Source organism: Simplicispira psychrophila DSM 11588 (assembly GCF_000688255.1).
In the GTDB taxonomy this organism is placed as follows: domain Bacteria; phylum Pseudomonadota; class Gammaproteobacteria; order Burkholderiales; family Burkholderiaceae_C; genus Simplicispira; species Simplicispira psychrophila.
Window position 1 is genome coordinate 279,083 of the sequence record NZ_JHYS01000003.1, and the last position, 25,874, is coordinate 304,956.

Below are 25,874 nucleotides of genomic sequence, written 5' to 3' on the forward strand. Positions count from 1 at the left end.
ACGGCGCAAGTAAGCTTATTTACAGCTATTCAATAGCGTATTAGAAATTTCAGAGGGCATGGCGTTCAGAATTAGTGCATTCGATGTGTTGCAGTATCGATACAGACCCTGGTGTAGCGGAGTTGAAACGCCCCTGTCGATTTTGTTGATCGATGTATCGATTCGCATTGCCTCGGGCTTCTTTGCTGCCACAAGCAAAGGTAATCGGGTGGACACAATGTACCGACTGATCAAGCGTTGAGATCCGTTCAAACCAGCTATTGATGTCCGTCTAAAAACGTATTGTTAGCGCCAGAAACTGGTTTCGTTCGGGTTTTTGACCTGTGGCAAAGTAGTCTGCTACTCCTTTCTCTTCATGCAAGCACCGCAACAATTTTCACGTCGCCCCGCGACCGGCTTTGCCATGCTTTGGGGCTGGCCCATGCTGGTGGCCTGCGCGCTGACGTTGTCGATGCTCGGTATTACTTTTTTGTATTGGCAAGCCCAGGAGCGCCAGAGCGCGGACAAGGTATCGCGGGATTTTCAGCATGCGGTTGACAACATCGTCTACAACATCCAGGGCCGCATCGATGCTTACGAGCTGGTGTTGCGCGGAGTCAAAGGTTTCTTTGACAGTTCGGAAGACATCAGCCAGAAAGAATTTCAAACTTACATCGATACGCTGCACCTGGAAGACAAAAAACCCGGCCTGCAGGGCGTCTCCATGATCCGCTCGCTCGATTCTGCCGAAAAGGATGCGCTGCTTCTGCCCATCTGGCCGACCGGTACGCGCACGCACTATGCGCCTATCGTTTACATCGAGCCACTTACCGCAGAAAACCAAAAGATAGTTGGCTTTGATATTGCTACACGCCCTAAAGCTTGGGAGGCACTGGAGCGGGCACGCGACGGTGGAGAACCTGCTATCACCCGTAAGTTGGTACTGGCCCAGGATGTGGGTGATGACAATAACCCCGCTCGAACGACCCCGGGCCTGGTCATGTACCTGCCGCTTTACGCTCCCCAGACGCGTCTGGATACGCTGGTGCAGCGGCGCGCGGCTTTGCGCGGCTGGGTCAGCGTGCAATTTCGTATGCAAGCCATGATGCATGGGTTGATCGAAAAGCTTGATTCCGACATTGATCTGCACATTTACGACGGTGAGGTGCTCAATGCAAAAGAGCTTCTTTACAGCTCTCTGAACACCGCACCCATCGGTGCCGATCCAGCCCGCCCATCCACACTCCACACCACGCGTCAACTGCTGCTGGGCGGGCACCTCTGGACGCTGCTGCTACAGCCGCGCCCGGCCTTCATCGCACACCATGCCAGCACGCAGCATGCATGGGTCGCGGCCATGGCGGTGGCTGGCAGTCTGATGCTGGGCTGGCTGGCTTGGCTGTTGATGACCGGGCGTGAGCGGGCCCTTATCTTGGCACGCGACATGACGCACGAGTTGCGCCATACCCGGGATGACTTGGTGAGTACCCTGAATGCGGTGCCCGATTTGCTGTTTGAGCTGGACCTGCAAGGCCGCATCCACCGCTTTCGCTTCGCTCGCGTTGATCTGCTGCAAGGACAACCCGAACAATTTGCAGGCAAATGCCTGGCCGACATCATGTCGCCCGATGCCGCTGCCGGCAGCATGGCGGCTTTGAAAGAAGCCTGGGTCACCGGCTACTCGGGAGGGCAGGAATATGGCCTGGAGTTGGCGGGTGAGCACAAATGGTTTGAGCTGTCGGTGGCGCGCAAAGAGGGCGGTAGCAGTTCTGCCGGACCGCGCTTTATCGCTCTGTCACGCGACATCACCGAACGCAAAAAGGCCCAGGCCCATACCCTCCAATTAGCCTATTACGACACCCTGACCGGTTTGCCCAACCGCGCCTTGCTGCAGGAGCGGCTGCACAACGCACTCACGGCACACCAGCGCCTGGGCGAGGTCGGTGCGCTGATTTTTCTGGATCTGGACAATTTCAAGCAGATCAACGATGCGCGTGGCCACGCGGTGGGCGATGCGCTGCTGATACAGGTGGCGCAGCGCTTGATGCAGCAGCTGCGCAGCGGTGATACCGTGGCGCGCCTAGGAGGCGACGAATTCGTGGTGCTGCTGCAGCATCTGGCCAGCGATATGCAAACGGCAGCGGCGGCAGCGCTGCGCATCGCCGAGCAGATACACAGCGCGCTGGAGGTGCCCCACCAGATTGATACGCACCTCTACAGCAGTAGCGCCAGCATGGGGATCACCTTGTTCCCCAAAAACGTTGAAGGAGCCGATGATCTGCTGCGCGAAGCGGACACCGCCATGTGCCAGGCTAAAAAAATGGAGCACAACCGGTTGTGCTTTTTTGAAGCCGCCATGCTGACCGATGCGCAGGAAAGCCTGGCCTTGGCCCAAGACGTCAAGGCCGCCATGGAACGCGGAGAAATTTCCGTGTACGCGCAGTCGCAGGTCAACGCCCACAGCACTGCCGTGGTGGGCGGCGAACTGCTACTGCGCTGGAACCATCCCTTGCGCGGCAATGTGTCACCCGACCGTTTTATTTCAGTGGCCGAAGATTCGGGTCTGATCCTGCGCCTGGGTGAATGGGTCATTGTGCAAGCCTGTGAGACCCTGGCGCGCCTGCAGGCAACGCACCCTGCGCTCACGCTGTCGGTCAACGTCAGCCCACGCCAGTTTCACCAAGACGATTTTGTCGATCGCATACGCGCCATCCTCTTGCAAACCGGTGCGCCGGCGACGCAGCTCATTCTGGAGATTACCGAAACTTTGCTGGTCAATAACCTGGCCACCATTGGCCGCATGACCGAACTGGTGCAAATCGGCATTCGCTTTTCCATCGATGACTTTGGCACCGGCTACTCCAGCCTGTCCTATCTGAAAAAACTGCCGTTGTTTGAGCTCAAGATAGACAAAAGCTTTGTGCAGGACATTCCGGACGATGTCAACGACACCGCTATCGTGCAGGCCATTTTGGCAGTCGCTCAGCACCTGAAGTTGCGCGTAGTGGCCGAAGGGGTGGAAACCCAGGCCCAGGCCGATTTTCTGCGGGCCCACCACTGCAACGACTTGCAGGGTTTTCTGTTTGAACGCCCGATGCTGCTGGAGTCCTGGCTGGCACAGCAACTGCACAGCGGCGCATAGGCTTCAATCCCCAGCACACTCGGCTGCATGTGCCAGCGCCATCACCTCGTGCGGCGACAAAGCCTTCAAGTGGTGGTCGCTCCACACTTGACGCCAGCGGCGCGCACCGCGCAGACCGTGGCGCAAGCCCAGCATATGCCGAGCAATGCTGGCCCACGGCGTGCCGTACAGCGCCTGCTCACGCACCATGTAATCCACCATCGCGGCCTCGACCCCCTCGCGCGTCAGGGTATTCGGTGCATCGCCATAAAACACCTCGTCCCAGCGCGCCAGCCACCACGGGTTGTGGTAGGCCTCGCGCCCAACCATTACGCCATCGACCCGCGCCAGCTGCTCCAGCACTGCTTCATCGGTATTGAGGCCGCCATTGATGGCGATGGTCAGGTGCGGAAAATCCTGTTTGAGTTGGGTGACCACGCCGTAACGCAGTGGCGGAATCTGGCGGTTCTCCTTGGGGCTGATGCCATTGAGCCAGGCATTGCGCGCGTGGACGATAAAAGTGTCACACCCCGCCTCGGCCACGGTGCCGATGAAGTCGCGCACAAAATCATAGTTCTCGTCTTTGTCGATACCAATGCGGTGCTTCACGGTCACCGGCACCTCCACCGCATCGACCATCGCCTTGACGCAATCGGCTACCAACTGGGGCTCTTTCATCAGGCTAGCACCAAACGCGCCGCGCTTCACCCGGTCGCTGGGGCAGCCGCAGTTCAGGTTGATTTCGTTATAGCCCCACTGCGCGCCCAACTGCGCACTGCGTGCCAGCGTGGCCGGATCGTTGCCACCCAGCTGCAGCGCCACTGGATGCTCTTCCGCGTTAAAGCGCAAATGCCGCTCGGTGCCGCCGTGGATGACTGCGCCGCCATTGACCATCTCGGTGTACAGCAGCGTGTGGCGACTGAGCAGCCGGTGAAAATACCGACAGTGACGATCACTCCACTCCATCATCGGCGCGACGGACATGCGCCAAGGGCTGTGCGAGCTGGGCGCGGTGGACGGGAGAGCGGCGGGCGTGGGGGCAACTTCAAACATGGCGGCGATTATCCCCGCCGACGGGCATTAAAAATAATAGCTGCTAGTGCTTTATGAAAATGGCTTTCAGACTGTTTTAATACTGAAAACCAAGCAAATAAAGCGCTGCCAGCTATCATTTTTTATGATGCCACAGTCTCTTCACGCCCTTAAGCCTGCGGCTTGCTGTTCGGCTTGGCATAGATCGCGTCAATCTCCTGGGCAAAATAACCCATCAGGTTGTTGCGCTTGAGCTTGAGCGTCGGCGTCATGAAGGTGTTTTCAATCGTCCACGGCGTCAGCGTCAAGTGCACGGCGCGCGGCATGGCGTAGCGCGGAAAGCTGCGGCTGGCGTGGGTGATACGCTCCACAGCGGTGCGCAGCACGTGTGGGTCGCTCAGGCTGGCGGGGGCGTTGGCGTCGAGACCCAGCTCTGCGGCCAAGCGCTGCCATTCGCTGGCTTCTAGTACGGCGACACAGGTGATGAAGGGGCGGTTGTCACCGACGACAAAGACTTGGGAAAACAGCGGATCGGCGCTGATGGCCAGTTCCAGGTCGGCCGGCGGCACTTTTTCGCCGGTCGAGGTGACGATGATTTCCTTGATGCGGCCGCGAATATAGATGCGCCCGTCGATGAAGTCGGCCTGGTCGCCCGTAGCCAGCCAGCCGTCGTGTGACAGGGTGCGGGCGGTGTCTTCGGGGCGGTTCCAGTAGCCTTTCATGACGATGTCGCCGCGCACCTGTAGCTCGCGATTTTCGCCAATGCGCACCTCCACCCCCGGCAGTGCGCGTCCGACGCTGTCGGGGCGGTTGTCTTTTAAGGTGTTGACCGACACTACCGGTGAAGTTTCGGTCATGCCGTAGCCCTGCAACACCGGCAGGCCCAAGCCTAAAAAGCACTGGGCAATGGTCGGCGACAGCGGCGCGCCGCCGCTGACGGCCACGCGCACGCGACCGCCAAATTGCGCCATCAAGGGTTTAGCCACCAGCGCCTCCAGCACAAACCAGGGCAGGGCGCTCCACAGTCCAGTGCTGCGCGGGGCTTCGTCTGCTGGTGCTGGCAGGCCGTGGATGGCGCGAAAACGCCGCCAGCCGGCTTCTACCGCCACCTCGAATAATCGGCTTTTAAAGCGCGAAGGCGCCAGGCGCTCTTGCACCTTGGCGTAGACGCGTTCGTAAATACGCGGCACCGACACCAGCACCGTCGGTTGCACGGTTTGAAGGTCTTCAGACAGCAGCGCCACCGAGCGCGCGTAGGCTACGCAACTGCCCGCTGCCATCGGCAGGTAGTAGCCGCCAGTGCGCTCGAAGGTGTGCGACAGCGGCAAAAATGACAAAAAGACATCGCTCGGCAAGGGTTGGATGCGCGCCAGCACTGCCTTGACATCGGCCACCACGTTGCGGTGCGTCAGCACCACGCCCTTGGGCTTGCCGGTAGTACCCGAGGTATAGACGATGGCCGCCATATCGACGGCACACGGTGGTGTGTGCATCAGCGGGCGCTGGCGTGCCTGGGTAAGCCAGTCAGCCAAGGCCAGTACCGGCACTGGTGCGGCCAGATCGGACACCGCGCCCGGCGCGGTGACAAGCACTGCGCGCAACTCGGGCAAGGCAGTCTCCAGCGCCTGGATGCGTTGCCACTGTGCCAGGTCGTCCACCAGCAGCAGCGAGGCTTGGCAGTCGGCCAGGATGTAGGCAATGCTGGCCGGGTTGTCGATGGCGTGCAGTGGCACCGGCACATGGCCCAGCGCCAGTGTGGCTTGGTCGATGGACATGGCGTTCAAGCCATTGGGTAGCAGGATGGCCACCCGTGCGCCACGGGGCAGCGCCATCGTGGCCAGCGCCCGACTCCAGTGCACTACCCGCTCTTGCGTCTGTGCCCAGGTCAGGCTGATCCAGCGCTGACAGCTGGCATCAAAGGCCCGGTAAGCCTCGGCGCCTGGCGTGCGGGCAGCGCGCCAAGCAAGCAATTGGGGCAACGTCTGCACGCTGGCGAGGTCAGTGAGAAGGGTGGTCATGGAGCCATTATTGGCCTGAAAATACCGTCCCCAAGGCGGGCCGTGCCGTGTATGCACCAGTAAAAAATGCAAGCTTTTTGAGTTATTTGAAACAATCATGGCGATCCGCCTAAAATGACCGTTTTTTCTAAGTGGGCACCATATGGTAAAGCGCGTTCAAGTGGGATGGGCAGCAGGACTGCTGGCTCTGTGCATATTCCAGCCCACGCTGGCTGAATCTGCCAAAACACGCGCACCCGTGGACTTGAGCGCACGCCTACTGCAAGCGCAGGCCGATCCCAAACTGGAACAGGCCTTGTTGACAACGGGACGCAAGGTCGCCGCTGTGTGTGCCAACTGCCACGGCGAAGGCGGCAACAGCGTCAAGCCCGACATCCCGAATCTGGCGGGGCAAAACCCGGCCTACCTGCTGGAACAGGTGCGCCAATTTGCCGATGGCCGGCGCCGCGATATGTTCATGGAGGGCATGATCCGCGCCATGAACAGCGACGAAAAGGTCGGCATGGTGCTGTTTTACACCTCCCAGCAGGTGGTGCACACTCCCCTTGCCAACGCTGCGCTGGCGGCCAAAGGGCAGGAATATTTCAACAAGGTGTGCTTTCGTTGCCACGGCACCGACGGACGTGGTAGCGCGCAATTTCCGCGTATCGCTGGCCAGCAGATCAACTACCTCACCCAAACCCTCAAGCGCTACCGCTCGGGTGGCGGCACCCGCGCCGACTCTGTCATGGTCACCCATGCCAAGAGCATGACCGATGCCGACATCCAGGCGGTGGTAGCCTTCGTCTCGTCGATGCAGTAATTCATCAGGCCGCAGCCTCCAGCCCCTGCGCAAAATGCGCCTGCATGGCATGGGCGGTAGCCTGCGCATCGCGCGCCATGATGGCCGCCAAAATAGCGCGGTGCTCCTGCAGTGAATCCTCAATGCGCCCCTGCTTGAGCAGCGAGTTGTGCCGGTTGAGCTTCATCACCTTGCGCAAGTCCGCCACCATCTGGCCGCGCCAGCGGTTGTCGGCCAGTTCCAGCAGCAGCAGATGAAAACGCTCGTTGACGGCAAAAAAGCGCTCGCGTTCTTCACAGGCGCCTTCCAACTCGGCGTGCAAGTCCTGCAGGCTTTGCAATTGCGCCGCACTGGCCTGGGCGGCGACTACCGCAGCAGCATCGCTCTCCAGCAGACTGAGCAAGTGGTACACATCGCGCAGGTCTTTGTCAGACATCTCGGTGACATATGCGCCCCGGCGCACCTTCATCGTGACCAGCCCTTCGGCGGCCAGCACTTTCAAGGCCTCGCGCAGCGGCGTGCGGCTGATGCCAAACTCTTCGGCAATTTTGAGTTCATCAATCCAGCAGCCTGGCTCCAGCGCACGGTTGAAGATGCGCTGGCGCAATTGTTCAGCAACTTCCTGGTACAGGGCACGGGGGGTCAAGGTAACGGCGGACATAGCAGTGAAATGTACCAAACGACTGCGACAAAAACTATAAATTAATAATTACGAATCAGGTAAACTCCGTTCATTGCGCCTGCATGTAACGCTTTGCGACTGCTTTGCGACCTGCATGTCCCTTCATTGCGAACCTTGTGACACCGCCATGACCAGCCCTACTGACTCGAATTTCAAGCCTTCCACCCTTGCCGACTGGGAGCGCGATGCTGCCAAGTCCGCCCCCGGTGGCGATGTCTCCGCCCTGAACTGGACCACTGCCGACGGCATCGTCGTCAAACCGCTCTATACCGCTGCCGACACCGCCGACCTGTCGTACACCGACACGCTGCCCGGTTTTGAGCCCTACCTGCGTGGCCCCCAAGCCACCATGTACGCGGTGCGCCCGTGGACGATTCGCCAATACGCCGGTTTTTCGACCGCCGAAGAATCCAACGCCTTCTATCGCAAAGCACTGGCTGCTGGCGGCCAAGGCGTATCTGTAGCGTTTGACTTGGCCACGCACCGGGGCTACGACTCGGATCACCCGCGCGTCACCGGCGACGTCGGCAAGGCCGGCGTGGCAATTGACTCGGTCGAGGACATGAAAATCTTGTTCGACCAGATTCCGCTGGACAAAGTCTCGGTCTCGATGACCATGAACGGCGCGGTGCTGCCGGTGTTGGCTGGTTACGTCGTCGCTGCCGAAGAGCAGGGCGTGAGCCAAGACAAGCTGTCTGGAACCATTCAGAACGACATTCTGAAAGAGTTCATGGTGCGCAACACCTACATCTATCCGCCCAAGCCGTCGATGAAAATCATTGGCGACATCATTGGCTACACGGCACGCAATATGCCGAAGTTCAACTCGATATCGATCTCGGGTTACCACATGCAAGAAGCCGGCGCCAATCAAGCGCTGGAGCTGGCCTTCACGCTGGCCGACGGCAAGGAATACGTCAAAACCGCCATTGCCTCGGGGTTGGACGTGGACGAATTTGCGCCGCGCCTGTCGTTCTTCTGGGCGATTGGCATGAATTTCTATCTGGAAGTCGCCAAGATGCGCGCCGCGCGCCTGCTGTGGTGCCGCATCATGAAAGGCACCGGCGCTAAGAACCCGAAAAGCCTGATGCTGCGCACCCACTGCCAGACCTCCGGCTGGTCGCTGACCGAGCAAGACCCGTACAACAACATCGTGCGCACCACCATCGAGGCGATGGCGGCGGTGTTTGGCGGCACGCAAAGCCTGCACACCAACGCGCTGGACGAAGCAATTGCGCTGCCGACCGAGTTTTCCTCGCGCATTGCCCGAAATACCCAGCTGATCATCCAAGAAGAGACGCACATCACCAACGTCGTCGATCCGTGGGCGGGCAGCTACATGATGGAAAAGCTGACGCAAGACATGATGGATGCGGCCTGGACCATCATCGAAGAAGTCGAAGCGATGGGCGGCATGACGCAAGCGGTGGACAGCGGCTGGGCCAAGCTGAAAATCGAAGCCGCCGCCGCTGAGAAGCAAGCGCGCATCGACTCGGGCAAAGACGTCATCGTTGGCGTGAACAAATACAAGCTGGCCAAAGAAGACCCGGTTGATATCTTGCAAATTGACAACGTCAAAGTGCGCGACGGCCAGATCACCCGCCTGAACCACATCAAAGCCACCCGCGACGACGCCAAAGTCAAAGCGGCGCTGGCGGCGCTGACGGCTTCGGCTGAAAGCGGCGAAGGCAACCTGCTGGAGCTAAGCATCAACGCCATGCGCCTGCGCGCCACGGTGGGCGAGGTCTCGGACGCGCTGGAAGAAATCTTTGGGCGCCACCGCGCCGACACGCAAAAGGTGACCGGTGTGTACGCTGCGGCTTACGATTCTGCCGAAGGCTGGGACAAACTCAAGGCCGAAATCAACGACTTTGCCGACAAAGCCGGTCGTCGCCCCCGGGTGATGATTGCCAAACTCGGCCAAGACGGCCACGACCGGGGCGCCAAAGTGGTCGCCACGGCCTTTGCCGACCTTGGTTTTGACGTGGACATGGGGCCGCTGTTCCAGACACCCGAAGAATGCGCGCGCCAAGCGATTGAGAACGACGTGCACGCGGTCGGCATCTCGACGCTGGCCGCCGGCCACAAAACGCTGGTTCCGGCCATCATTCAAGCGCTAAAAGACCAAGGCGCCGACGACATCATCGTTTTCGTCGGTGGCGTGATTCCGGCGCAAGACTACGAGCACCTGTACGAATCAGGCGTCAAGGGCATTTATGGCCCCGGCACGCCGATTCCGGCCAGCGCCAAAGACGTGCTGGAGCAAATCCGTAAGGCCTTCTCGGTGTGAGCGCGGCTGTGATGTCCCCCCAGACGTCCACGGTGTCCCCAGTCGATGCGCTGTACCAAGCCCTGCTGCACGGCACCCCGGCGCAACAGCGCCGCGCCGTGGCCAAGTCCATCACGCTGCTGGAATCCACCCGCAACGACCACCGCGCCCAAGGCGACGCACTGCTGACGCAACTGCTGCCGCACACCGGCAAAGCGCTGCGTTTGGGCATCAGCGGCGTGCCGGGGGTTGGCAAATCGACGTTTATTGAAACGCTCGGCCTGCACCTGATTGATAAAGGTCTGCGCGTCGCGGTGTTGGCAATTGACCCGTCCAGCACGGTGTCGGGCGGCTCCATCTTGGGCGACAAAACGCGCATGGAGCATTTGTCGATGCGCGAAGAGGCCTATATCCGCCCCAGCCCTAGCAGCGGCACGCTCGGCGGCGTGGCTGAAAAAACCCGCGAAGCCATGCTGGTCTGCGAAGCGGCGGGCTACGACGTGGTGATTGTCGAAACCGTCGGTGTCGGCCAGTCGGAGACCACGGTGTGGGGCATGACCGATATGTTCGTGCTCTTGCAACTGCCCAACGCCGGCGACGAATTGCAGGCGATTAAAAAAGGCGTGATGGAGATTGCCGACTTGGTGGTCATCAACAAGGCCGACATTGATCCGCACGCCGCCACGCGCGCGCAGGCGCAAATCACCTCGTCGCTGCGCTTGCTCGGCCTGCACGGCACGGCGGGTAACGAGCGCCACGACAGCAGCTTTTGGCAACCCAAAGTGCTGCAAATCAGTGCCTTGGAGCGCACCGGCGTTGATGATTTTTGGGCCGCGGTGAGCGAATTCAACAGCCTGCAAACCGCCAACGGCAAACGCGATAAACGCCGCCAGCAGCAAAACATGGCGTGGATGTGGCAGCGCATCGAGGCCGGTTTGAAGCAAGCCTTCCACCAAGACGCACGCGTGCAAGCGCTGTTGCCCAGCGTGCTGGCCGATGTATCCGCCGGACGCATTGCCGCATCGACTGCAGCACGAAATATGCTTGCAACCCATATGGGACAAGCGCAAGTAGCTATTTAATCAATAGCAAAATAACCAATTCAACGAGGACGAACTATGCAAAGCATCCTGGAACAACTGGAGAAAAAGCGTGCCTTGGCGCGCTTGGGCGGTGGCCAAAAGCGTATCGACGCGCAACACAGCAAAGGCAAATTGACGGCGCGCGAGCGCATTGAGCTGCTGCTGGACGACGGCACCTTTGAAGAATGGGACATGTTTGTCGAGCACCGCTGCGCTGACTTCGGCATGCAAGACAACAAAATTCCGGGCGATGGCGTAGTCACGGGCTACGGCATGATCAATGGTCGCCTGGTGTTTGTGTTCAGCCAAGACTTCACGGTGTTTGGCGGTGCGCTGTCCGAAGCCCACGCCGAGAAAATTTGCAAGGTCATGGACCAAGCGATGAAGGTCGGCGCGCCAGTGATTGGCCTGAACGATTCGGGCGGTGCGCGCATTCAAGAGGGCGTGGCCTCTTTGGGCGGTTACGCCGACGTGTTCCAGCGCAACGTCATGGCCAGCGGCGTCGTGCCACAGATCAGCATGATCATGGGACCATCGGCCGGTGGCGCGGTGTATTCGCCCGCCATGACCGACTTCATCTTCATGGTCAAAGACAGCAGTTACATGTTCGTCACCGGCCCCGAAGTGGTCAAAACCGTGACGCACGAAGAAGTCACCGCGGAAGAGCTGGGCGGCGCCATCACCCACACCACCAAGAGCGGCGTGGCCGACCTGGCGTTTGACAACGACGTCGAAGCCCTGCTGATGCTGCGCCGCCTGTACAACTACCTGCCGCTGTCAAACCGCGAAAAACCACCGGTGCGCCCGAGCCACGATCCGGTCGATCGTGCCGATTACTCGCTGGACACGCTGATCCCCGACAACCCGAACCAGCCCTACGACATGAAGGAGCTGATCACCAAGACCACCGACGACGGTGATTTCTTCGAGTTGCAGCCTGATTACGCCAAAAACATCATCATCGGCTTTGGTCGCATGGAAGGCCAGACAGTCGGCATCGTCGCCAACCAGCCGTTGGTGTTGGCCGGTTGCCTGGACATCAAGTCGAGCATCAAGGCAGCGCGCTTTGTGCGTTTTTGCGATGCCTTCAACATCCCGGTGGTGACGTTTGTCGATGTGCCCGGCTTCATGCCTGGCACCAGCCAGGAGTACGGCGGCATCATCAAGCACGGCGCTAAGCTACTGTACGCGTATGCCGAGTGCACCGTCCCCAAGATCACCATCATTACGCGCAAGGCCTACGGCGGCGCTTATGACGTGATGAGCTCCAAGCACCTGCGCGGCGACGTGAACTTGGCTTGGCCCGACGCTGAAATTGCCGTGATGGGCGCCAAGGGCGCGGTGGAAATCATCTTCCGCGAAGACAAAAACGACCCGGTCAAGCTGGCCGCACGCGAAGCCGAATACAAAGAGCGTTTTGCCAACCCGTTTGTCGCCGGCGCGCGTGGCTTTATCGACGACGTTATCCTGCCGCACGAAACCCGCAAGCGCATCTGCCGCTCGCTGGTGATGCTCAAGGACAAGAAACTAGAAAACCCCTGGCGCAAGCACGGCAACATCCCGCTGTAATCGTCCAAGGAGCACAAGAACATGTTTACCAAAATCCTGATTGCCAACCGTGGCGAGATCGCCTGCCGCGTCATTGCCACCGCCAAAAAAATGGGCATCGCCACCGTGGCGGTGTATTCCGACGCCGACAAAGAAGCGCGCCATGTGCTGCTGGCCGACGAGGCGGTGCGCATTGGCACCGCGCCCAGCCGCGACAGCTACTTGCTGGCCGACAAAATCATTGCCGCCGCCAAACAAACCGGCGCGCAAGCGATTCACCCCGGCTACGGCTTCTTGTCGGAAAACGAGGCTTTTGCCCGCCGCTGCGAAGAGGAGGGCATTGCCTTCATCGGCCCTAAGGCGCATTCGATTGCTGCCATGGGCGACAAAATCGCTTCAAAAAAGCTGGCGCTGGCGGCCCAAGTCAACACCATCCCCGGCTACAACGATGCGATTGCCGGCCCCGAGCAGGCGGTTGAAATCGCCAAAGGTATTGGCTACCCGGTGATGATCAAGGCCAGCGCTGGCGGTGGCGGCAAGGGTTTGCGTGTCGCGTTCAACGACAAAGAGGCATTTGAAGGCTTTACCGCCTGCCAAAACGAAGCCCGCAACAGCTTTGGCGACGACCGCATCTTTATTGAGAAGTTTGTCCAAGAGCCGCGCCACATCGAAATCCAAGTGCTGGGCGATAGCCACGGCAATGTGATTTATTTGAACGAGCGCGAGTGCTCGATCCAGCGCCGCCACCAAAAGGTGATTGAAGAGGCACCAAGCCCGTTCATCAGCGACGCCACGCGCAAAGCCATGGGCGAGCAAGCAGTGCAACTGGCCAAAGCGGTGAAATACCAAAGCGCCGGCACGGTCGAGTTTGTCGTCGGCAAAGACCAAGACTTCTACTTCTTGGAGATGAACACTCGCCTGCAAGTCGAGCACCCGGTCACCGAGTGCATCACCGGCCTCGATTTGGTCGAGCTGATGATCCGCGTCGCTGCCGGCGAAGAACTGCCGCTGGCGCAAGAGGATGTGAAGCGCGAAGGCTGGGCGATGGAGTGCCGCATCAACGCCGAAGACCCGTTTCGCAGCTTCTTGCCATCGACGGGCCGTCTGGTGCGCTTTCAGCCGCCAGAGGAGTCGATGTTCCAAGCCGATCCGAGCAAAAAGTATGGCGTGCGCGTCGATACCGGCGTGTACGAGGGCGGTGAAATTCCGATGCACTACGACTCGATGATCGCCAAGCTCATCGTCCACGGCACCGACCGCAACGACGCCATCACCAAGATGCGCGCGGCGCTGAATGGCTTTGTGATTCGCGGTATCAGCACCAATATCCCGTTCCAAGCGGCGCTGCTGGCACATCCGAAATTTGTCTCGGGCGACTTCAACACCGGCTTTATCGCCGAGAACTACGCCCACGGTTTTGCTGCGGAAGACGTACCGCACGAAGACCCGTTGTTCATGGTGGCGTTGGCCGCCTACATGAACCGCCGCTACCGCGCCCGCGCTTCAGGCATCAGCGGACAGTTGTCGGGCCACGAAGTGCGTGTCGGCGAACAATATGTCGTTGTCACGCTGGGCCACGAAGGCCAGAACACGCAGCAAGAAGTCTCGGTGACGGACTTTGCGGTGGAGGGCGCATTGCTGTCTAGCTCCGTGCTGGTCGGCGGTAAGTGCTACCAAATCAGCAGCACCGCCACCTTGGGCCAGATTCGCGTACAGGGCCAGTGCAACGGCATGGGCTTTACCGCGCAAATTGAGCGCGGCGCCAACAAGAACCCGCTGGCGCTGCGCGTGGCGCACAACGGCACGCAAATCGAAGCCATGGTGCTGTCGCCCCTGGGCGCGCGCTTGTACCAGCTGATGCCGTACAAGGCACCGCCGGACATGTCCAAATTCTTGCTCTCGCCCATGCCCGGCCTGCTGGTCGATGTGGCAGTGCAAGAAGGCCAGACGGTGCAAGCCGGTGAAAAACTGGCCGTCATCGAAGCCATGAAAATGGAAAACGTGCTGCTGGCGTCGCAAAACGGCGTGGTCGGCAAAATCGTCGCTGGCAAGGGTGAGTCGCTGGCAGTAGACCAGGTAATCATGGAATTTGTGTAATTCCGGCCTAGGATCAGCAAAAAGGGGCTTCGTGCCCCTTTTTTAAGTCTTTTCAGCCTCTAGCCCTTTAGATACATGCGCTAATAGCTATTAAAATAGGAGCAATATTCCATATGACCAACAGCACCCGTCCTTTCAAAGTCCTCGGCATCCAGCAAATTGCCATTGGCGGCACCGATAAAAACCGCATGAAAGCCCTGTGGGTGGACATGCTGGGCCTGACGCAAACCGGCACCTTCCAGAGCGAACGCGAGAACGTCGATGAAGACATCCTGGCGATGGGGCAGGGTGCCTACAAGGTCGAAGTGGACCTGATGCAGCCGATGGACATCGATAAAAAGCCCGCCGTCCACACCACGCCGTTGAACCACATCGGCCTGTGGATTGACGACCTGCCCGTCGCCGTCGAATGGCTGACCGCGCAAGGCGTGCGCTTTGCTCCCGGTGGCATCCGCAAGGGCGCAGCCGGTTACGACATCACTTTTCTGCACCCCAAAAGCAACGAGCAATTCCCGATTGCCGGCGAAGGTGTGCTGATTGAGCTGGTGCAAGCCCCGGCGGACGTGATCGCTGCGCTGGGGTGAACGCTGGTTTAGATGCTGTCCTCGACCGCCGCCATCTGTTGATTTACCTGGCGGCTGGCTGGAGCGGCTTTTTCGTCATGGGCATCGAGCTGCTGGGCGGACGGTTGCTAGCGCCGTTTTTTGGCAACAGCATTTTTGTCTGGGGCGGGGTAATTGCGGTGTTCATGGCCTGCCTGTCGGTGGGCTATTTGCTCGGCGGGCGCTTTTCGCTGCACCAGCCGTCGTTAGCGCGCTTGGGCCTGTTGCTGCTGGGCGAGGCGCTGCTGGCGCTGCCGATCATTGGCATCGGCGATGTGGTGCTGGAAGCCTTGTCGGACGCCGTGCCCGATCCGCGTTACGGCTCGCTGTTGGGTTCACTGCTGCTGTTTGGCGCGCCCACCGTGCTGTCGGGGATGATTTCGCCGTATGCCGTGCGCTTACTGGTGTCGGCGCTGAGCAGCTCGGGCATGTCAGCGGGTCGGTTGTATTTCGTCTCAACGCTGGGCTCGGCCACCGGCACCTTGCTGACCTCGTTTTATCTGGTGCTATACCTCGAAATCCACACCATTTTGCTGTGCCTGATGGCGATGTCAGCGCTGGTCGGGCTGAGCTTGATCGTGCTGGATCGCCTCCATCCCGCACACAGCAAGGTGCCCGCGTGAAGCGTTGGGGCACAGGCTGGCTGGCGCTGCTGGCCTGCACCGCCGCGCTGGCGCAGAGCGAAAAATTTGCCCTGCCCGACACCATCTACCAAGAAAAATCGCTCTATCGCAACATTTTGGTGGTCGATGGCGAGGGCTACCGCTGCATGAAATTTGGCCGCTTCCATGCCCGCCAAACCTGCATCCGCATCGGCCAGCCGCACCAGCTGGTGCTGAATTACACCAAAGGGCTTTTCAGCGCGCTGTATCTGGCCGCACCGCCCAAGCGGGTGCTGATTTTGGGCTTAGGCGGCGGCGTGATGCCGATGGCTCTGCGGGCGATTGATGCACAGATGCACATCGACACAGTGGAGCTAGATCCCGCCGTGCTCAAGGTGGCGCGTTCCCACTTTGGTTACCGCGAAGACGTACGCCTGCACAGCCATGTCGCTGATGCGCGCGTATTTGTGCGCCAGCAGCGCCGCGCCAAAGCGACGTATGACTTGGTGCTGATCGACGCCTTTGACAAGGACTACATCCCCGAGCACCTGCTGACGCGCGAATTTTTGCAACAGGTGCAGTCGCTGCTGACGCCGCAGGGCGTGCTGACGGCCAACACCTTTGCGACGGGAAAATTGGCGCAGCACGAGGCTGCTACTTATCAGGCGGTGTTTGGGCGGCTGTACCAAGTCGATATGGACGGCGGCAACCGCATTCTGCTGGCCGGGCGCAACGCGCTTCCGCCGCTGGCCGAGGTGCAGCGCAATGCAGTGCAGTGGGATGCCAAGCTGGCGCTGCTGGGGCTGTCATCGACGCAGTTGCTGCCACGTTTTCAGGAACAGCCGAAGGCGATTGGGGTGCGGGTGTTGACCGATCAGTACTCGCCGTCCAACCTGTTACTGCGTTGATAAAAAAGCTTATAAGCTGGCGTGATTTGCTACCTGTTAAATCGAAAAAAGCTTATTTTATAAAACAAAATAACCTATCTACACCACACATGCATCACTGATGCATGGCGCTATTTGCTCCTTTTGAGACGCAGCTTTGAACGAAAGAATTTGTATGCATACCGCCACCAATCAAGCCGTCCAATGGCACCACCCCACCGCACCGATTGCGCCCGCCGCTGGCACGTGGAGCATCGAGGCAATTCAAGCGCTGCTGGACAAACCGCTGCTGGATTTGCTGTTCCAAGCGCAAACCGTCCACCGCGCCCATTGGCCAGAAGGCGACATCGAGCTGGCGACGCTGCTGTCGGTCAAAACCGGCGGCTGCCCAGAAAACTGCGGCTATTGCCCGCAGTCCGCCGAGTTTGAAACAGGGGTGAAGGCGGAAAAAATGCTCGCCGTGGATGAAGTGGTGCGCGCCGCGCAAGCCGCCAAAGACGCCGGCGCGACGCGCTTTTGCATGGGCGCGGCATGGCGCGCACCGAAAGACCGTGATATTGAAAAAATGTCTGAGATGGTGTCCGCTGTCAAAGGCCTGGGGATGCAAACCTGCGCCACGCTGGGCATGTTGGCCTCGCACCAGGCGCTGGCACTCAAAGACGCCGGGCTGGATTACTACAACCACAACCTCGACACCGCGCCCGAGTACTACACCGACGTGGTCAGCACCCGCGCCTACCAAGACCGACTCGACACGCTGCAACACGTGCGCGCGGCGGGGATTAGCGTGTGCTGCGGCGGCATTATTGGCATGGGCGAAGCGCCCGTGCACCGCGCGGGGCTGATTGCGCAGTTGGCCAACCTCAATCCGTATCCGGAATCGGTGCCGATCAACAGCCTGGTGCGCGTGCCCGGCACGCCGCTGGCTGACAGTGAGCCGGTCGATCCGTTTGACTTTATCCGCGTGATTGCTGTCGCCCGCATCGCCATGCCCACGGCGCGCGTGCGTTTGTCGGCGGGCCGCCAGCAAATGGGCGAAGCGGTGCAGGCGCTGTGCTTCATGGCCGGTGCCAATTCGATTTTTTATGGTGACAAATTGCTGGTGACGGGTAACCCAGACGTGCAAGCCGACGTGCAGTTGCTGCGCAAACTGGGTCTGCCGGGACACCAAGTGGCGCAAACCAGTAACGCGCCAGCGCTGAAGCAGGGCGCTAGGTAGTGTGGTTACGGCGCCTTAGAGGGCAGTTGCACGTAAATAAACTCCCCATACATCAAAAACACCTGCCGCAGCAGGTGTTTTTGATAGCTTAAAGCGCAAGCGCTACAAGGGTTGCATAGCGTTTTGACTACTTTTTCATAGGGCAAGTGTTCATGCCCAGCAGCGTGTAAGCCGGGCAGAAACTAAACACGCTGGTGGCCAAAGGAATCACGCCCAGCCAACCCCACCAACCGACCGTACCGGTAGCGGCCAAGCCAATCAGCACCAAACCTACGACGGCGCGCAAGCTGCGGTCCACCGTTCCAACATTGACTTTCATTTCAGGACCTTTTTTTGATAAGCAGATTCCCCGTGGGGAAGGAATGTTCAGCAACCGGGCTGGATACCGATTTTGCGCAACATGGTTTCCAACAAACACCATTGGGTCAAGCCGCTTTGCAGCAGATTGACGCCAACAAAGGCGGTGAACGCCAAAAACCATGCGCTGACGAACACCGGACTGCCTGGAATGCCCAGGGCCAGCGACAGAAGAATGAAAATGCCAGCCAATAGCCGTACCAATTGCCAAGAGCTCATGGGCCAATCCTTTGCAAACAGGGGTGATCGAAAAACAAATGCATTATTTAGCCAATCAGCTAATTAGTCAATGAAGGTATCATTGCGTACCGTGCCCAGTCGCTATATCCATGCGAAACGCCGGAACAATTGCTCACAAGGACAATGAAGGCATGAAAAATTTACCCCCTGAGGCGCTGCAACAGGTCGCCGCGTATTTCCAGACATTGGCCGAGCCAACGCGGCTGCGCATTCTGAATTTTCTGCGCCAGGGCGAGCACAACGTCGGCGAACTGGCGCAGCTGTGCGGCTTTACGGCGGCCAATATCTCGCGCCACCTGTCGTTGATGACGCAGCACGGCTTTGTCGCCCGCGAGAGCCGGGGCACCAGCGTGTATTACCGCATCGCCGATCCGACGGTATATGCCTTGTGTGACTTGGTGTGCGACAACATCGCCAAACAGTTTGAGCGCACCGCAGAAAGCCGCCAGGCGCTTTTCAGCAGCGTGCAATAAATAGAGGGCAGGGCAGCTCTGTAGGTTGGGTTAGCCCAGATGGCGTAACCCGACAACGGCAACAACACTCAAGCGTCGTCGTCCAGCAGGCGTGCGCCCTTGTTCAAAATGGCCGCTTCGGCCCGAAAGTAGCCCATCACTGCCGGGATGCTTTGGTGGCCCGTCAGGGCCATGGTGTCGGCTAGTGAGACGTTTTGCCGCCCGGCCTCGGTGACAAACCCTGAGCGCAGCGAATGCGCTGAAAAATCCCCATCGACACCCGCCAGTGCAGAGCGCGTCTGCACGATGGTGCGCACGGCCGCGGGCGACATGGCCCCGCCCAGGTGCCCGCCCTTCAAAATGCGCCGAAAAATCAACCCATCGATGATGCCGCTGGCATCAAGCCAGTTCTTCAACGCCTGTCCGGCAGCGCCCAGCACTGGTTTGTGGTTTTCTGGCCGGTCCGTGCCGGACTGGTTGGCCTTGGAATGCACCAGGGTGTAGAGGTATTCGGCCTCGCCAATGCGCCGTAAGGCCTGCATATCGGCCGCTGCCACTTCTGAGCGCCGCCGGCCGCCGCTGGCCCAGGCAAATAACAGTAAAGCCCGATCGCGCTTGCCGCGCAGCGTGTCATCACACGTCTCCAGCAGCGCCTGGAACGGGTCTTTGGTCAGCGCCGCTTTTTTGCGCGGCAAGGCGCCGCGCTTGGCATAGGCCTTGCGCGTGCGCGACAACAGTTCGCGCACTTGTGCATCTTGGCAAGGGTTGGCCAGCTGGCGCAGTTGGTGCGCTTTGGACATCACCGAAATCCGGTGCACCAGCGTGTTGTGCGCCATCGGCCCAAGCTTGCCTTTGTAGCCGCCGGCCACCAAGGCCTGATCCACCTCTTTAGGCAACTCGAACGCCAGCCCCTGCGGCGTCATGCGCTGCGCGTGATCCACCACGAACTGCAGCACACAGGTGACCGGCAAAGGCAGCTGGATGCCGCCGCCATAACGCAGGCCATACCAGGCAGCCCAGTAACGCAACGCCGTGCGGTAGCTGACCAAGGTGTTTTGTGATTCACCATCGCGCATCAACTCGCTCACAGCATCGCGCGTGATGTCGCTCAGCGTGGCGGGCTGCAATACCGGGACGGCAGAGAGGGGAAGAAGCATAGGCGTAGTCATTTCAGCATTCTAGAGATAGATTTATAATTTTTCATACATAATACATATTTTGTATTACAAATGTAGAAAATACATCGCGATAACCTTCCCTTATCGATACTAAATAAACGGGTCTGAATCATGCAGCACACTTACCGCAGTCCCCGAGGAATCCAGTACATAGATGTTGCCCAGGCCGCTGATGCCTTGCTGCAAGAAGGCGCGCGGCCCACCATCGAGCGCATTCGGCTGCGTTTGGGCCGTGGCTCGCCCAATACCGTCAGTCCCATGCTGGAACAATGGTTTGGTGGCTTAGGCCAGCGTTTGGGCGGCGCAGGCACAACGTCTTCAGACAGCGCCGTGCCCGAGGCCGTCATGCAAGCGGCGCAGGCGCTGTGGGTCGCCGCCAGCAGCGCCGCTGAGGCCGACGCAGCGCAGGCTTGGGCCGCACGGAAAACCCAGCAAGACGCCACCGCGCAAGAACTGGAAAACGCCCGCGTGCAGCTGCACGCGCGTGAACTGGCTTTGCATGAGCGTGCACAGGCCATGGAAACCGCGCTGGCGCTGTCCACCCAGCAGCTGCGCGAAAGCAACGAGCGCACCAAAGCGCAGCAAGACACCTTGGTGCAGCGCGAGCAGGAATTGCGCGATCTGCGCAGCGCCGCCCAGCGCAGCAGCGAGCGCTTGGCCGCGCTGCAACAGCAACTGGAACAGGTGCAAGCACAAGCGCGCGACGAGCGCAGCACCATCGAAACGCGGCATGTGGCGAACGAACGGCGCTGGCTGGAAGAAGTCGATCGCGCCCGCCAGGAGGCACGTAAATCAGCGCTGCTAGCGCAAGAAGAAGCGAAAAAAAACGCGCTTTTGCAGATCCAGGCTGACATGGCTGGCGCCGCCGCTGCCACCGCTTTGCAAACCACCCGCAGCGCCCACGCCGAGCAATTGCAAGCCGTACGTCAAGAACTGGCCAGCGCCCAAGGTCAAGCCGCTCAGGCCCAAGTGTTGTTGTCAGACTTGCAAGCCCAAACCGCTCTGGCGCGGCCTGCGCCTCCCCCAGCACGGCCGGTCAGGGCCATGGGTGGCGTGGGACGGGCACCACTGCGCCGCAAATTGGCCAGACCGCGGCCGTAGTCGCCGATGCAGCTGAATATGTTACAGAACGTGCTATAGAATCCGCAGCGTCAGATAGTTTTGCTTGTGCCGCGTGACGGCTGAGAGGGACACCCAGATCGCACCAAGGCCCAAGCCGTATTTGTCACCCCGATTGACCGGATCGGATGCGGAGAGTGCGCCAGCCATCGGCTTACAGGCTCTTTGCGTCTACAGGATGCTTTGATGCCACTGTCTTTTATTTTTTTCAAACACCCGTCGGCCTTATGGTTGGCTTGGCTGCTGGCGGCTTTCAGCGCGGCTGCTGCCGCAGAATCTCCTCCCGCTGCCGCGTTGAGCGCGGCGCAAATACAAGACGTCTCCTTGCTGGCGGGCACTTGCGCCAACTGCCATGGGCCGGATGGCCAAGCACCCGGTGGCAGCGCCATTCGCAGCCTGCGTGGTCAAAGCGCCAATCACCTACAGCAGCGCCTGCTGGCTTTCAAGGCCGGCACTGTGGCGGACGCCACCGTGATGACCCGGCTGATGAAGGGCTACGACGCAGCCCACATCGAGGCCTTGGCCCAGTGGTTTGGCAGCAAGGAGGCCAAATGACACACTCCACACTGTTTTCCCGGCGCACCCTGCTCGGCAGCGCCATCACCGGTGCCGCCACACTGGCGCTGCCTTCGTTTGTTCACGCCCAAGCCGGCCGCGCCCATGTGGTGGTGGTCGGCGGCGGCTTTGGTGGTGCCACTGCTGCGCGCTACCTGCGCCAGCGCGCCCCTCAGGTGCGTGTAACGCTCATCGAACCGGCGGAGCGCTTTATCACCTGCCCCTTTTCCAACCTGTACTTGGCTGGCCTGCGCAGCTGGGACAGCCTCGGCCACGGTTATGACGGCCTGCGCCAAGCGGGGGTGGACGTGGTACACGCCCGTGCTGACGACGTAGACACCGCCGCGCGCACGCTGCGCCTGTCGAGCGGCCAGACTTTGCACTACGATCGCTTGGTGCTTTCGCCCGGCGTGGACATGCGCTGGAACGCTATCGAGGGCTACGGCGAAGCGGCAGCGCAAACAGCCCCGCACGCTTGGAAGGCGGGTGCCCAAACCCAACTGCTGCGCCAGCAGATGCACGCGATGGCCGACGGTGGCTGCTTCGTGATGGTGATTCCCGACAACCCCTTTCGTTGCCCGCCCGGGCCCTATGAGCGCGCCGCCATGGTCGCCCACTACTTTCAGCGGCACAAACCGCGCAGCAAAATTCTGTTGCTCGACGCCAAAGACAACTTCTCCAAGCAAGGCCTGTTCCTGCAAGCCTTCAAGATGCTGTATGGCGACATGATCGAATGGGTCAAACAGTCCGATGACGGGCAGGTGCTGCGCGTGGATGCCAAGGCACTGGAAGTCGAAACCGTCTTTGGCACGCGCCACAAAGCGGCGGTGCTCAATGTCATTCCGCCGCAAAAGGCGGGCTTCATTGCCGAGCGCGCGGGTGTCACGGACGCCAGCGGCTGGGTGCCGGTGAAGGCCGAGAGCTTTGAATCGCGCCAGATAGCGGGCGTCTATGTGCTGGGCGACGCCACCATCGCCGCTCCCATGCCCAAGTCTGGCTTTGCGGCCAACACCCAAGGCAAGGTGGCCGCTGCCGCGATTGCGGCCGAGCTGACCGGCCAGCCTGCGCCTGTGGCCGCTTATGCCAACACCTGCTACAGCCTGATCGGCCCCGACCACGGCATCTCGGTGGCCGGCGTCTATCGCGCGCAGGCCGGAAAATTGACCGAAGTGCCAGACTCCGGCGGCGTCAGCCCGCTGGAGGGCAACGCGGCTTTTCGCGCGGCCGAGGCCCGCTACGGCGCAGCTTGGTATGCGGCCATCAGCGCCGACATCTGGGATCGTTGATCCACACCGCAGCTTCAAACATTAACCAAGAGAGCCTTATCCATGCAACGTCGCAATTTTCTGCTCAGTCCATCGGCGCTGGCGCTGGGCACAGTCGCCAGCAGCCTCGCACCCTCGCTGGCGCTGGCCGCCCCGGCCATCATCACGCCGCAATCGCGCATCCTGCCGCGCCAAGGCAAGGGCCCGCGCATCGTGATCTGCGGCGGTGGCTGGGGTGGCATGACCGCCGCGCGCTACCTGCGCGATCTGATTCCCCACTCCGATGTAGTGCTGCTGGAGCGCAACCCGACCTTCTGGTCTGGCCCCATGAGCAACAAGTGGCTGTTCGACATCGTTGGCACCGACTTCGTCAACCGTGACATGCTGCGCCCGGCCAATACCTATGGCTACCAACTGCTGCAAACCGAAGTCACGGGGTTTGAGCGCGATAAAAAGCTGGTGCACACCGCTCACGGGCTGATCGAGTACGACTTTTTGATTCTGTCAGGCGGTATTCGCAACGACTACGAAGCTTGGTTTGGCAATGACCAGCGTGCCATCGACTACACCCGCAAGCACTTCCCTAATGCCTACATCCCCAACCAAGAGATGTTTGCGCTTAAGCAAAAAGTCAAAGACTTCAAGGGCGGCACGCTGGTGATGACGCTGCCCCCGCCGCCCCACCGTTGCCCGCCCTCACCGTACGAGCGCGCCTGCCTGATTGCCGGGCATATCAAGAAGAACAAAATCCCCGGAAAAATCCTGATTCTTGACCCCAAACCAAAAATTGGCCCTATCGGTGTCGGCTACAAGCAGGCGTTTGAAGAGCTGTACCCAGACATCATCACCCACGTGCCGAATGCGCGCGTGCAAGAGGTCGATCCCTTCAACAAGCGCATCAAGACGACGGCGGGCGAGTTTAAATTTGACGATGCCATCCTGATGCCGCCCCACCAAGCGGCCGAAATGGTCTGGCACGCCGACCTGATCGGCAAGGATGCCACCGGCAAACCCACCGGCTGGGCCGACATGCACCCGCGCCTGTTCCATGCCCACAGCGACGACCGCGTGTACTTTGTCGGCGACTTGATGGGCGCCATCTCCGACCAGTTTGGCCACTACCCCAAGAGCGCCCACGTGGCCAACTACATCGGCAAGATCGTGGCCAAGAACATCGCCCAGCGCGTCTCCGGCAAGGAAGTGACGCCCCTCTTGCCCGACAACCTTTGCTTCATGATGGTCAACGCCGAGCCACAGGAAGAAATCTCGGTCAAATTCGAGTACGAGGTCGATCCCACCGACAAGGTCATCCAAACCCAGATCGACATGGACGTGCGCACGCACGATATGGTCAAAGAAGACTTTGGCTGGATCCACAGCAAATTCAGCGACTTTCTGGCCATCTGACCCATGCACAGACCTATTCAGCCTCCCTCCTCCCCGCTGACACGGCGCGCGTTGGTTGCGGGCGCAGCGGTGGCCGGTGCCGCACTGGCCCTGCCCAGCGCGGCATGGGCGCAGGCCAGCCCCGCAGCCGCAGCCGAGCCCATTTCAGCCCATCTGTCCAATCCGCTGGCGCCCAACCCAGTGGAGTTTCAACAGCAAATCGCCCAGTTCACCGGCCAAGCCACACCGCAGGCGCAAGGACTGCTGCTAGAGGTTGCGGTGCTGGCCGACAACCCCAGCGCGGTGCCCATCAAAGTCAAGGTCACCTTGCCGATCACGGACGACGACTGGTGCGAAGAAATCATCGTGCTGGCCGATCTGAACCCCTCGCCCTTAGCCTGCCGCCTGCAGTTCACTGCAGCGGCTGGCACCGCTGAAGCGGCGGTGCGCGTGCGCCTGTCCCAGACGCAAACCATCCACGCCCTGGCGCGCATGAAAAGCGGCAAGGTGCTGGCGGCCCAACAGAGCGTGACCGTGGCCGCCAGCGGCTGCGGCATGTGAGCTTAGGAATACGCGATGCAAAAACCACCCCGTATCTGGGTCAGTAACGCCACACCCGCCAAACATGAGGTGCTGCGCGTGCGCGCGCAGATGGAGCACACCATGGAAAGCGGCCTGCGCCAGGATGCAGAGGGCAAGCTGCGCCCACGCAACATCGTCACCCGCTTCGAAGCGCGGTTGGGCAACACTTTGCTGTTCAGCTGGGAGCCGGGCATCTCCGTCTCGCAAAATCCCTATATCGAATTCACCTTCTTGGCGCGCGAAAGTGGCGTGCTACACCTGCACTGGAAGGACGATACGGGCCAGATGCTGAGCACACAAAAGACCATCACCGTGGGTTGAAACCTAGCTTCCTTCAGCAAACTTGCGCGGCACCACGACCTGCCTGGTGTTTGATCTGCCGGCACAATCGCGGCCATGAGACTCCTACACACCATGCTGCGCGTTGGCAACCTTCAACGCTCGATTGATTTCTATACCCAGGTGCTGGGCATGACGCTGCTGCGCCAATCCGAAAACCCCGAGTACCAATACTCGCTGGCGTTTTTGGGCTTTGGCAGCGGTAACCCCGGCCAAGCAGAAATTGAGCTGACCTATAACTGGGGCACCGAGAGCTATGACCACGGCAACGCCTACGGCCATATCGCTCTGGGTGTGCCGGATGCTTACGCTGCCTGCGAAAAAATCAAAGCCGCTGGTGGCAACGTCACACGCGAGGCTGGGCCGGTCATGGGCGGCAGCACGGTGATTGCGTTTGTGACCGATCCGGATGGCTACAAGATCGAACTGATCCAGCGGGCCGAAAGCGATGCTGGTAGCGGCCTGCGCTGAGCCACAACTAA

Annotated in this window: 24 protein-coding genes; 18 read left to right on the forward strand and 6 right to left on the reverse strand. The window is 60.2% G+C overall.

Features of this window, described 5'->3' with window-relative positions; genetic code table 11:
• The first annotated feature begins 403 nt into the window (after positions 1–403).
• Positions 404–3,121: a bifunctional diguanylate cyclase/phosphodiesterase gene (locus Q390_RS17590; protein WP_245606868.1), complete on the forward strand. Its 2,718-nt coding sequence runs from the start codon at positions 404–406 to the stop codon at positions 3,119–3,121.
• A 3-nt stretch (positions 3,122–3,124) separates the two neighbouring features.
• Here the strand turns inward: Q390_RS17590 and dusA are convergent, their stop codons facing one another.
• Together dusA and Q390_RS0105165 are read right to left on the reverse strand one after the other, a co-directional pair.
• Positions 3,125–4,153 (reverse strand): tRNA dihydrouridine(20/20a) synthase DusA, encoded by a 1,029-nt coding sequence (gene dusA / locus Q390_RS17595; protein WP_037472186.1) that lies wholly within the window; start codon positions 4,151–4,153, stop codon positions 3,125–3,127.
• A 149-nt stretch (positions 4,154–4,302) separates the two neighbouring features.
• The gene (locus Q390_RS0105165; protein ID WP_027995107.1) at positions 4,303–6,150 is read right to left on the reverse strand and encodes an AMP-dependent synthetase/ligase; all 1,848 of its coding nucleotides are present in this window, start codon (positions 6,148–6,150) and stop codon (positions 4,303–4,305) included.
• A gap of 142 nt (positions 6,151–6,292) precedes the next feature.
• Here Q390_RS0105165 and Q390_RS0105170 point away from each other — a divergent pair, with 142 nt between their 5' ends.
• Positions 6,293–6,952, forward strand: coding sequence for a c-type cytochrome (locus Q390_RS0105170; protein WP_027995108.1), 660 nt, complete (start codon positions 6,293–6,295; stop codon positions 6,950–6,952).
• A gap of 4 nt (positions 6,953–6,956) precedes the next feature.
• On the opposite strand, the gene Q390_RS0105175 is transcribed toward Q390_RS0105170, so the two are convergent.
• Positions 6,957–7,592 (reverse strand): GntR family transcriptional regulator, encoded by a 636-nt coding sequence (locus tag Q390_RS0105175; protein WP_027995109.1) that lies wholly within the window; start codon positions 7,590–7,592, stop codon positions 6,957–6,959.
• Positions 7,593–7,740: 148 nt separating this feature from the next.
• On the opposite strand from Q390_RS0105175, the gene scpA reads away from it, so the two are divergent.
• The 8 genes from scpA (at position 7,741) to bioB (ending at position 17,919) form a co-directional block, all read left to right on the forward strand.
• A complete protein-coding gene (gene scpA / locus Q390_RS0105180) occupies positions 7,741–9,903 on the forward strand; it encodes a methylmalonyl-CoA mutase (RefSeq protein ID WP_027995110.1) in 2,163 nt (720 codons plus the stop codon).
• A gap of 11 nt (positions 9,904–9,914) precedes the next feature.
• Positions 9,915–10,964, forward strand: coding sequence for a methylmalonyl Co-A mutase-associated GTPase MeaB (gene meaB / locus Q390_RS17600; RefSeq protein ID WP_051603042.1), 1,050 nt, complete (start codon positions 9,915–9,917; stop codon positions 10,962–10,964).
• 36 nt (positions 10,965–11,000) lie between these two features.
• Positions 11,001–12,533: an acyl-CoA carboxylase subunit beta gene (locus tag Q390_RS0105190; RefSeq protein WP_027995111.1), complete on the forward strand. Its 1,533-nt coding sequence runs from the start codon at positions 11,001–11,003 to the stop codon at positions 12,531–12,533.
• A gap of 21 nt (positions 12,534–12,554) precedes the next feature.
• Entirely contained in the window at positions 12,555–14,609 is a 2,055-nt protein-coding gene (locus Q390_RS0105195; RefSeq protein WP_027995112.1) for an acetyl-CoA carboxylase biotin carboxylase subunit, read from the forward strand.
• 113 nt (positions 14,610–14,722) lie between these two features.
• The gene (locus Q390_RS0105200) at positions 14,723–15,193 is read left to right on the forward strand and encodes a VOC family protein (RefSeq protein WP_027995113.1); all 471 of its coding nucleotides are present in this window, start codon (positions 14,723–14,725) and stop codon (positions 15,191–15,193) included.
• Positions 15,190–15,834, forward strand: a complete 645-nt coding sequence (locus Q390_RS0105205; RefSeq protein WP_211250415.1) for a fused MFS/spermidine synthase — start codon at positions 15,190–15,192, stop codon at positions 15,832–15,834. The genes Q390_RS0105200 and Q390_RS0105205 overlap by 4 nt, the downstream gene beginning before the upstream one ends.
• Complete coding sequence (locus Q390_RS0105210) at positions 15,831–16,721, forward strand: spermidine synthase (RefSeq protein ID WP_211250416.1); 891 nt, start codon at positions 15,831–15,833, stop codon at positions 16,719–16,721. Before Q390_RS0105205 ends, Q390_RS0105210 begins: the two co-directional genes overlap by 4 nt.
• Before the next feature lie 154 nt (positions 16,722–16,875).
• The gene (gene bioB, locus Q390_RS0105215) at positions 16,876–17,919 is read left to right on the forward strand and encodes a biotin synthase BioB (RefSeq protein WP_027995116.1); all 1,044 of its coding nucleotides are present in this window, start codon (positions 16,876–16,878) and stop codon (positions 17,917–17,919) included.
• A gap of 127 nt (positions 17,920–18,046) precedes the next feature.
• Here the strand turns inward: bioB and Q390_RS0105220 are convergent, their stop codons facing one another.
• Together Q390_RS0105220 and Q390_RS0105225 are read right to left on the reverse strand one after the other, a co-directional pair.
• Positions 18,047–18,238, reverse strand: a complete 192-nt coding sequence (locus Q390_RS0105220) for a YgaP family membrane protein (protein WP_027995117.1) — start codon at positions 18,236–18,238, stop codon at positions 18,047–18,049.
• Positions 18,239–18,285: 47 nt separating this feature from the next.
• Entirely contained in the window at positions 18,286–18,495 is a 210-nt protein-coding gene (locus Q390_RS0105225) for a YgaP family membrane protein (RefSeq protein WP_027995118.1), read from the reverse strand.
• 152 nt (positions 18,496–18,647) lie between these two features.
• On the opposite strand from Q390_RS0105225, the gene Q390_RS0105230 reads away from it, so the two are divergent.
• Positions 18,648–18,989 carry an ArsR/SmtB family transcription factor gene (locus Q390_RS0105230; RefSeq protein WP_027995119.1) on the forward strand — a complete coding sequence of 114 codons (342 nt, stop codon included), beginning with the start codon at positions 18,648–18,650 and terminating at the stop codon, positions 18,987–18,989.
• 68 nt (positions 18,990–19,057) lie between these two features.
• On the opposite strand, the gene Q390_RS0105235 is transcribed toward Q390_RS0105230, so the two are convergent.
• Positions 19,058–20,125: a tyrosine-type recombinase/integrase gene (locus tag Q390_RS0105235; RefSeq protein WP_027995120.1), complete on the reverse strand. Its 1,068-nt coding sequence runs from the start codon at positions 20,123–20,125 to the stop codon at positions 19,058–19,060.
• 132 nt (positions 20,126–20,257) lie between these two features.
• On the opposite strand from Q390_RS0105235, the gene Q390_RS19020 reads away from it, so the two are divergent.
• The 7 genes from Q390_RS19020 to gloA all read left to right on the forward strand — a co-directional run bounded on the left by Q390_RS19020 (position 20,258) and on the right by gloA (position 25,863).
• Entirely contained in the window at positions 20,258–21,247 is a 990-nt protein-coding gene (locus tag Q390_RS19020; protein WP_084153784.1) for a DNA-binding protein, read from the forward strand.
• A gap of 204 nt (positions 21,248–21,451) precedes the next feature.
• Entirely contained in the window at positions 21,452–21,820 is a 369-nt protein-coding gene (locus tag Q390_RS0105245; RefSeq protein ID WP_027995121.1) for a c-type cytochrome, read from the forward strand.
• Positions 21,817–23,106, forward strand: a complete 1,290-nt coding sequence (locus Q390_RS0105250) for an NAD(P)/FAD-dependent oxidoreductase (protein WP_027995122.1) — start codon at positions 21,817–21,819, stop codon at positions 23,104–23,106. The genes Q390_RS0105245 and Q390_RS0105250 overlap by 4 nt, the downstream gene beginning before the upstream one ends.
• A 42-nt stretch (positions 23,107–23,148) precedes the next feature.
• Entirely contained in the window at positions 23,149–24,492 is a 1,344-nt protein-coding gene (locus Q390_RS0105255) for an NAD(P)/FAD-dependent oxidoreductase (protein WP_027995123.1), read from the forward strand.
• Between the two features lie 3 nt (positions 24,493–24,495).
• The gene (locus Q390_RS0105260; RefSeq protein ID WP_051603044.1) at positions 24,496–25,032 is read left to right on the forward strand and encodes a thiosulfate oxidation carrier protein SoxY; all 537 of its coding nucleotides are present in this window, start codon (positions 24,496–24,498) and stop codon (positions 25,030–25,032) included.
• A gap of 15 nt (positions 25,033–25,047) precedes the next feature.
• Entirely contained in the window at positions 25,048–25,374 is a 327-nt protein-coding gene (gene soxZ, locus Q390_RS0105265; protein WP_027995125.1) for a thiosulfate oxidation carrier complex protein SoxZ, read from the forward strand.
• A gap of 75 nt (positions 25,375–25,449) precedes the next feature.
• Complete coding sequence (gene gloA / locus Q390_RS0105270) at positions 25,450–25,863, forward strand: lactoylglutathione lyase (protein ID WP_027995126.1); 414 nt, start codon at positions 25,450–25,452, stop codon at positions 25,861–25,863.
• Positions 25,864–25,874: the final 11 nt, after the last annotated feature.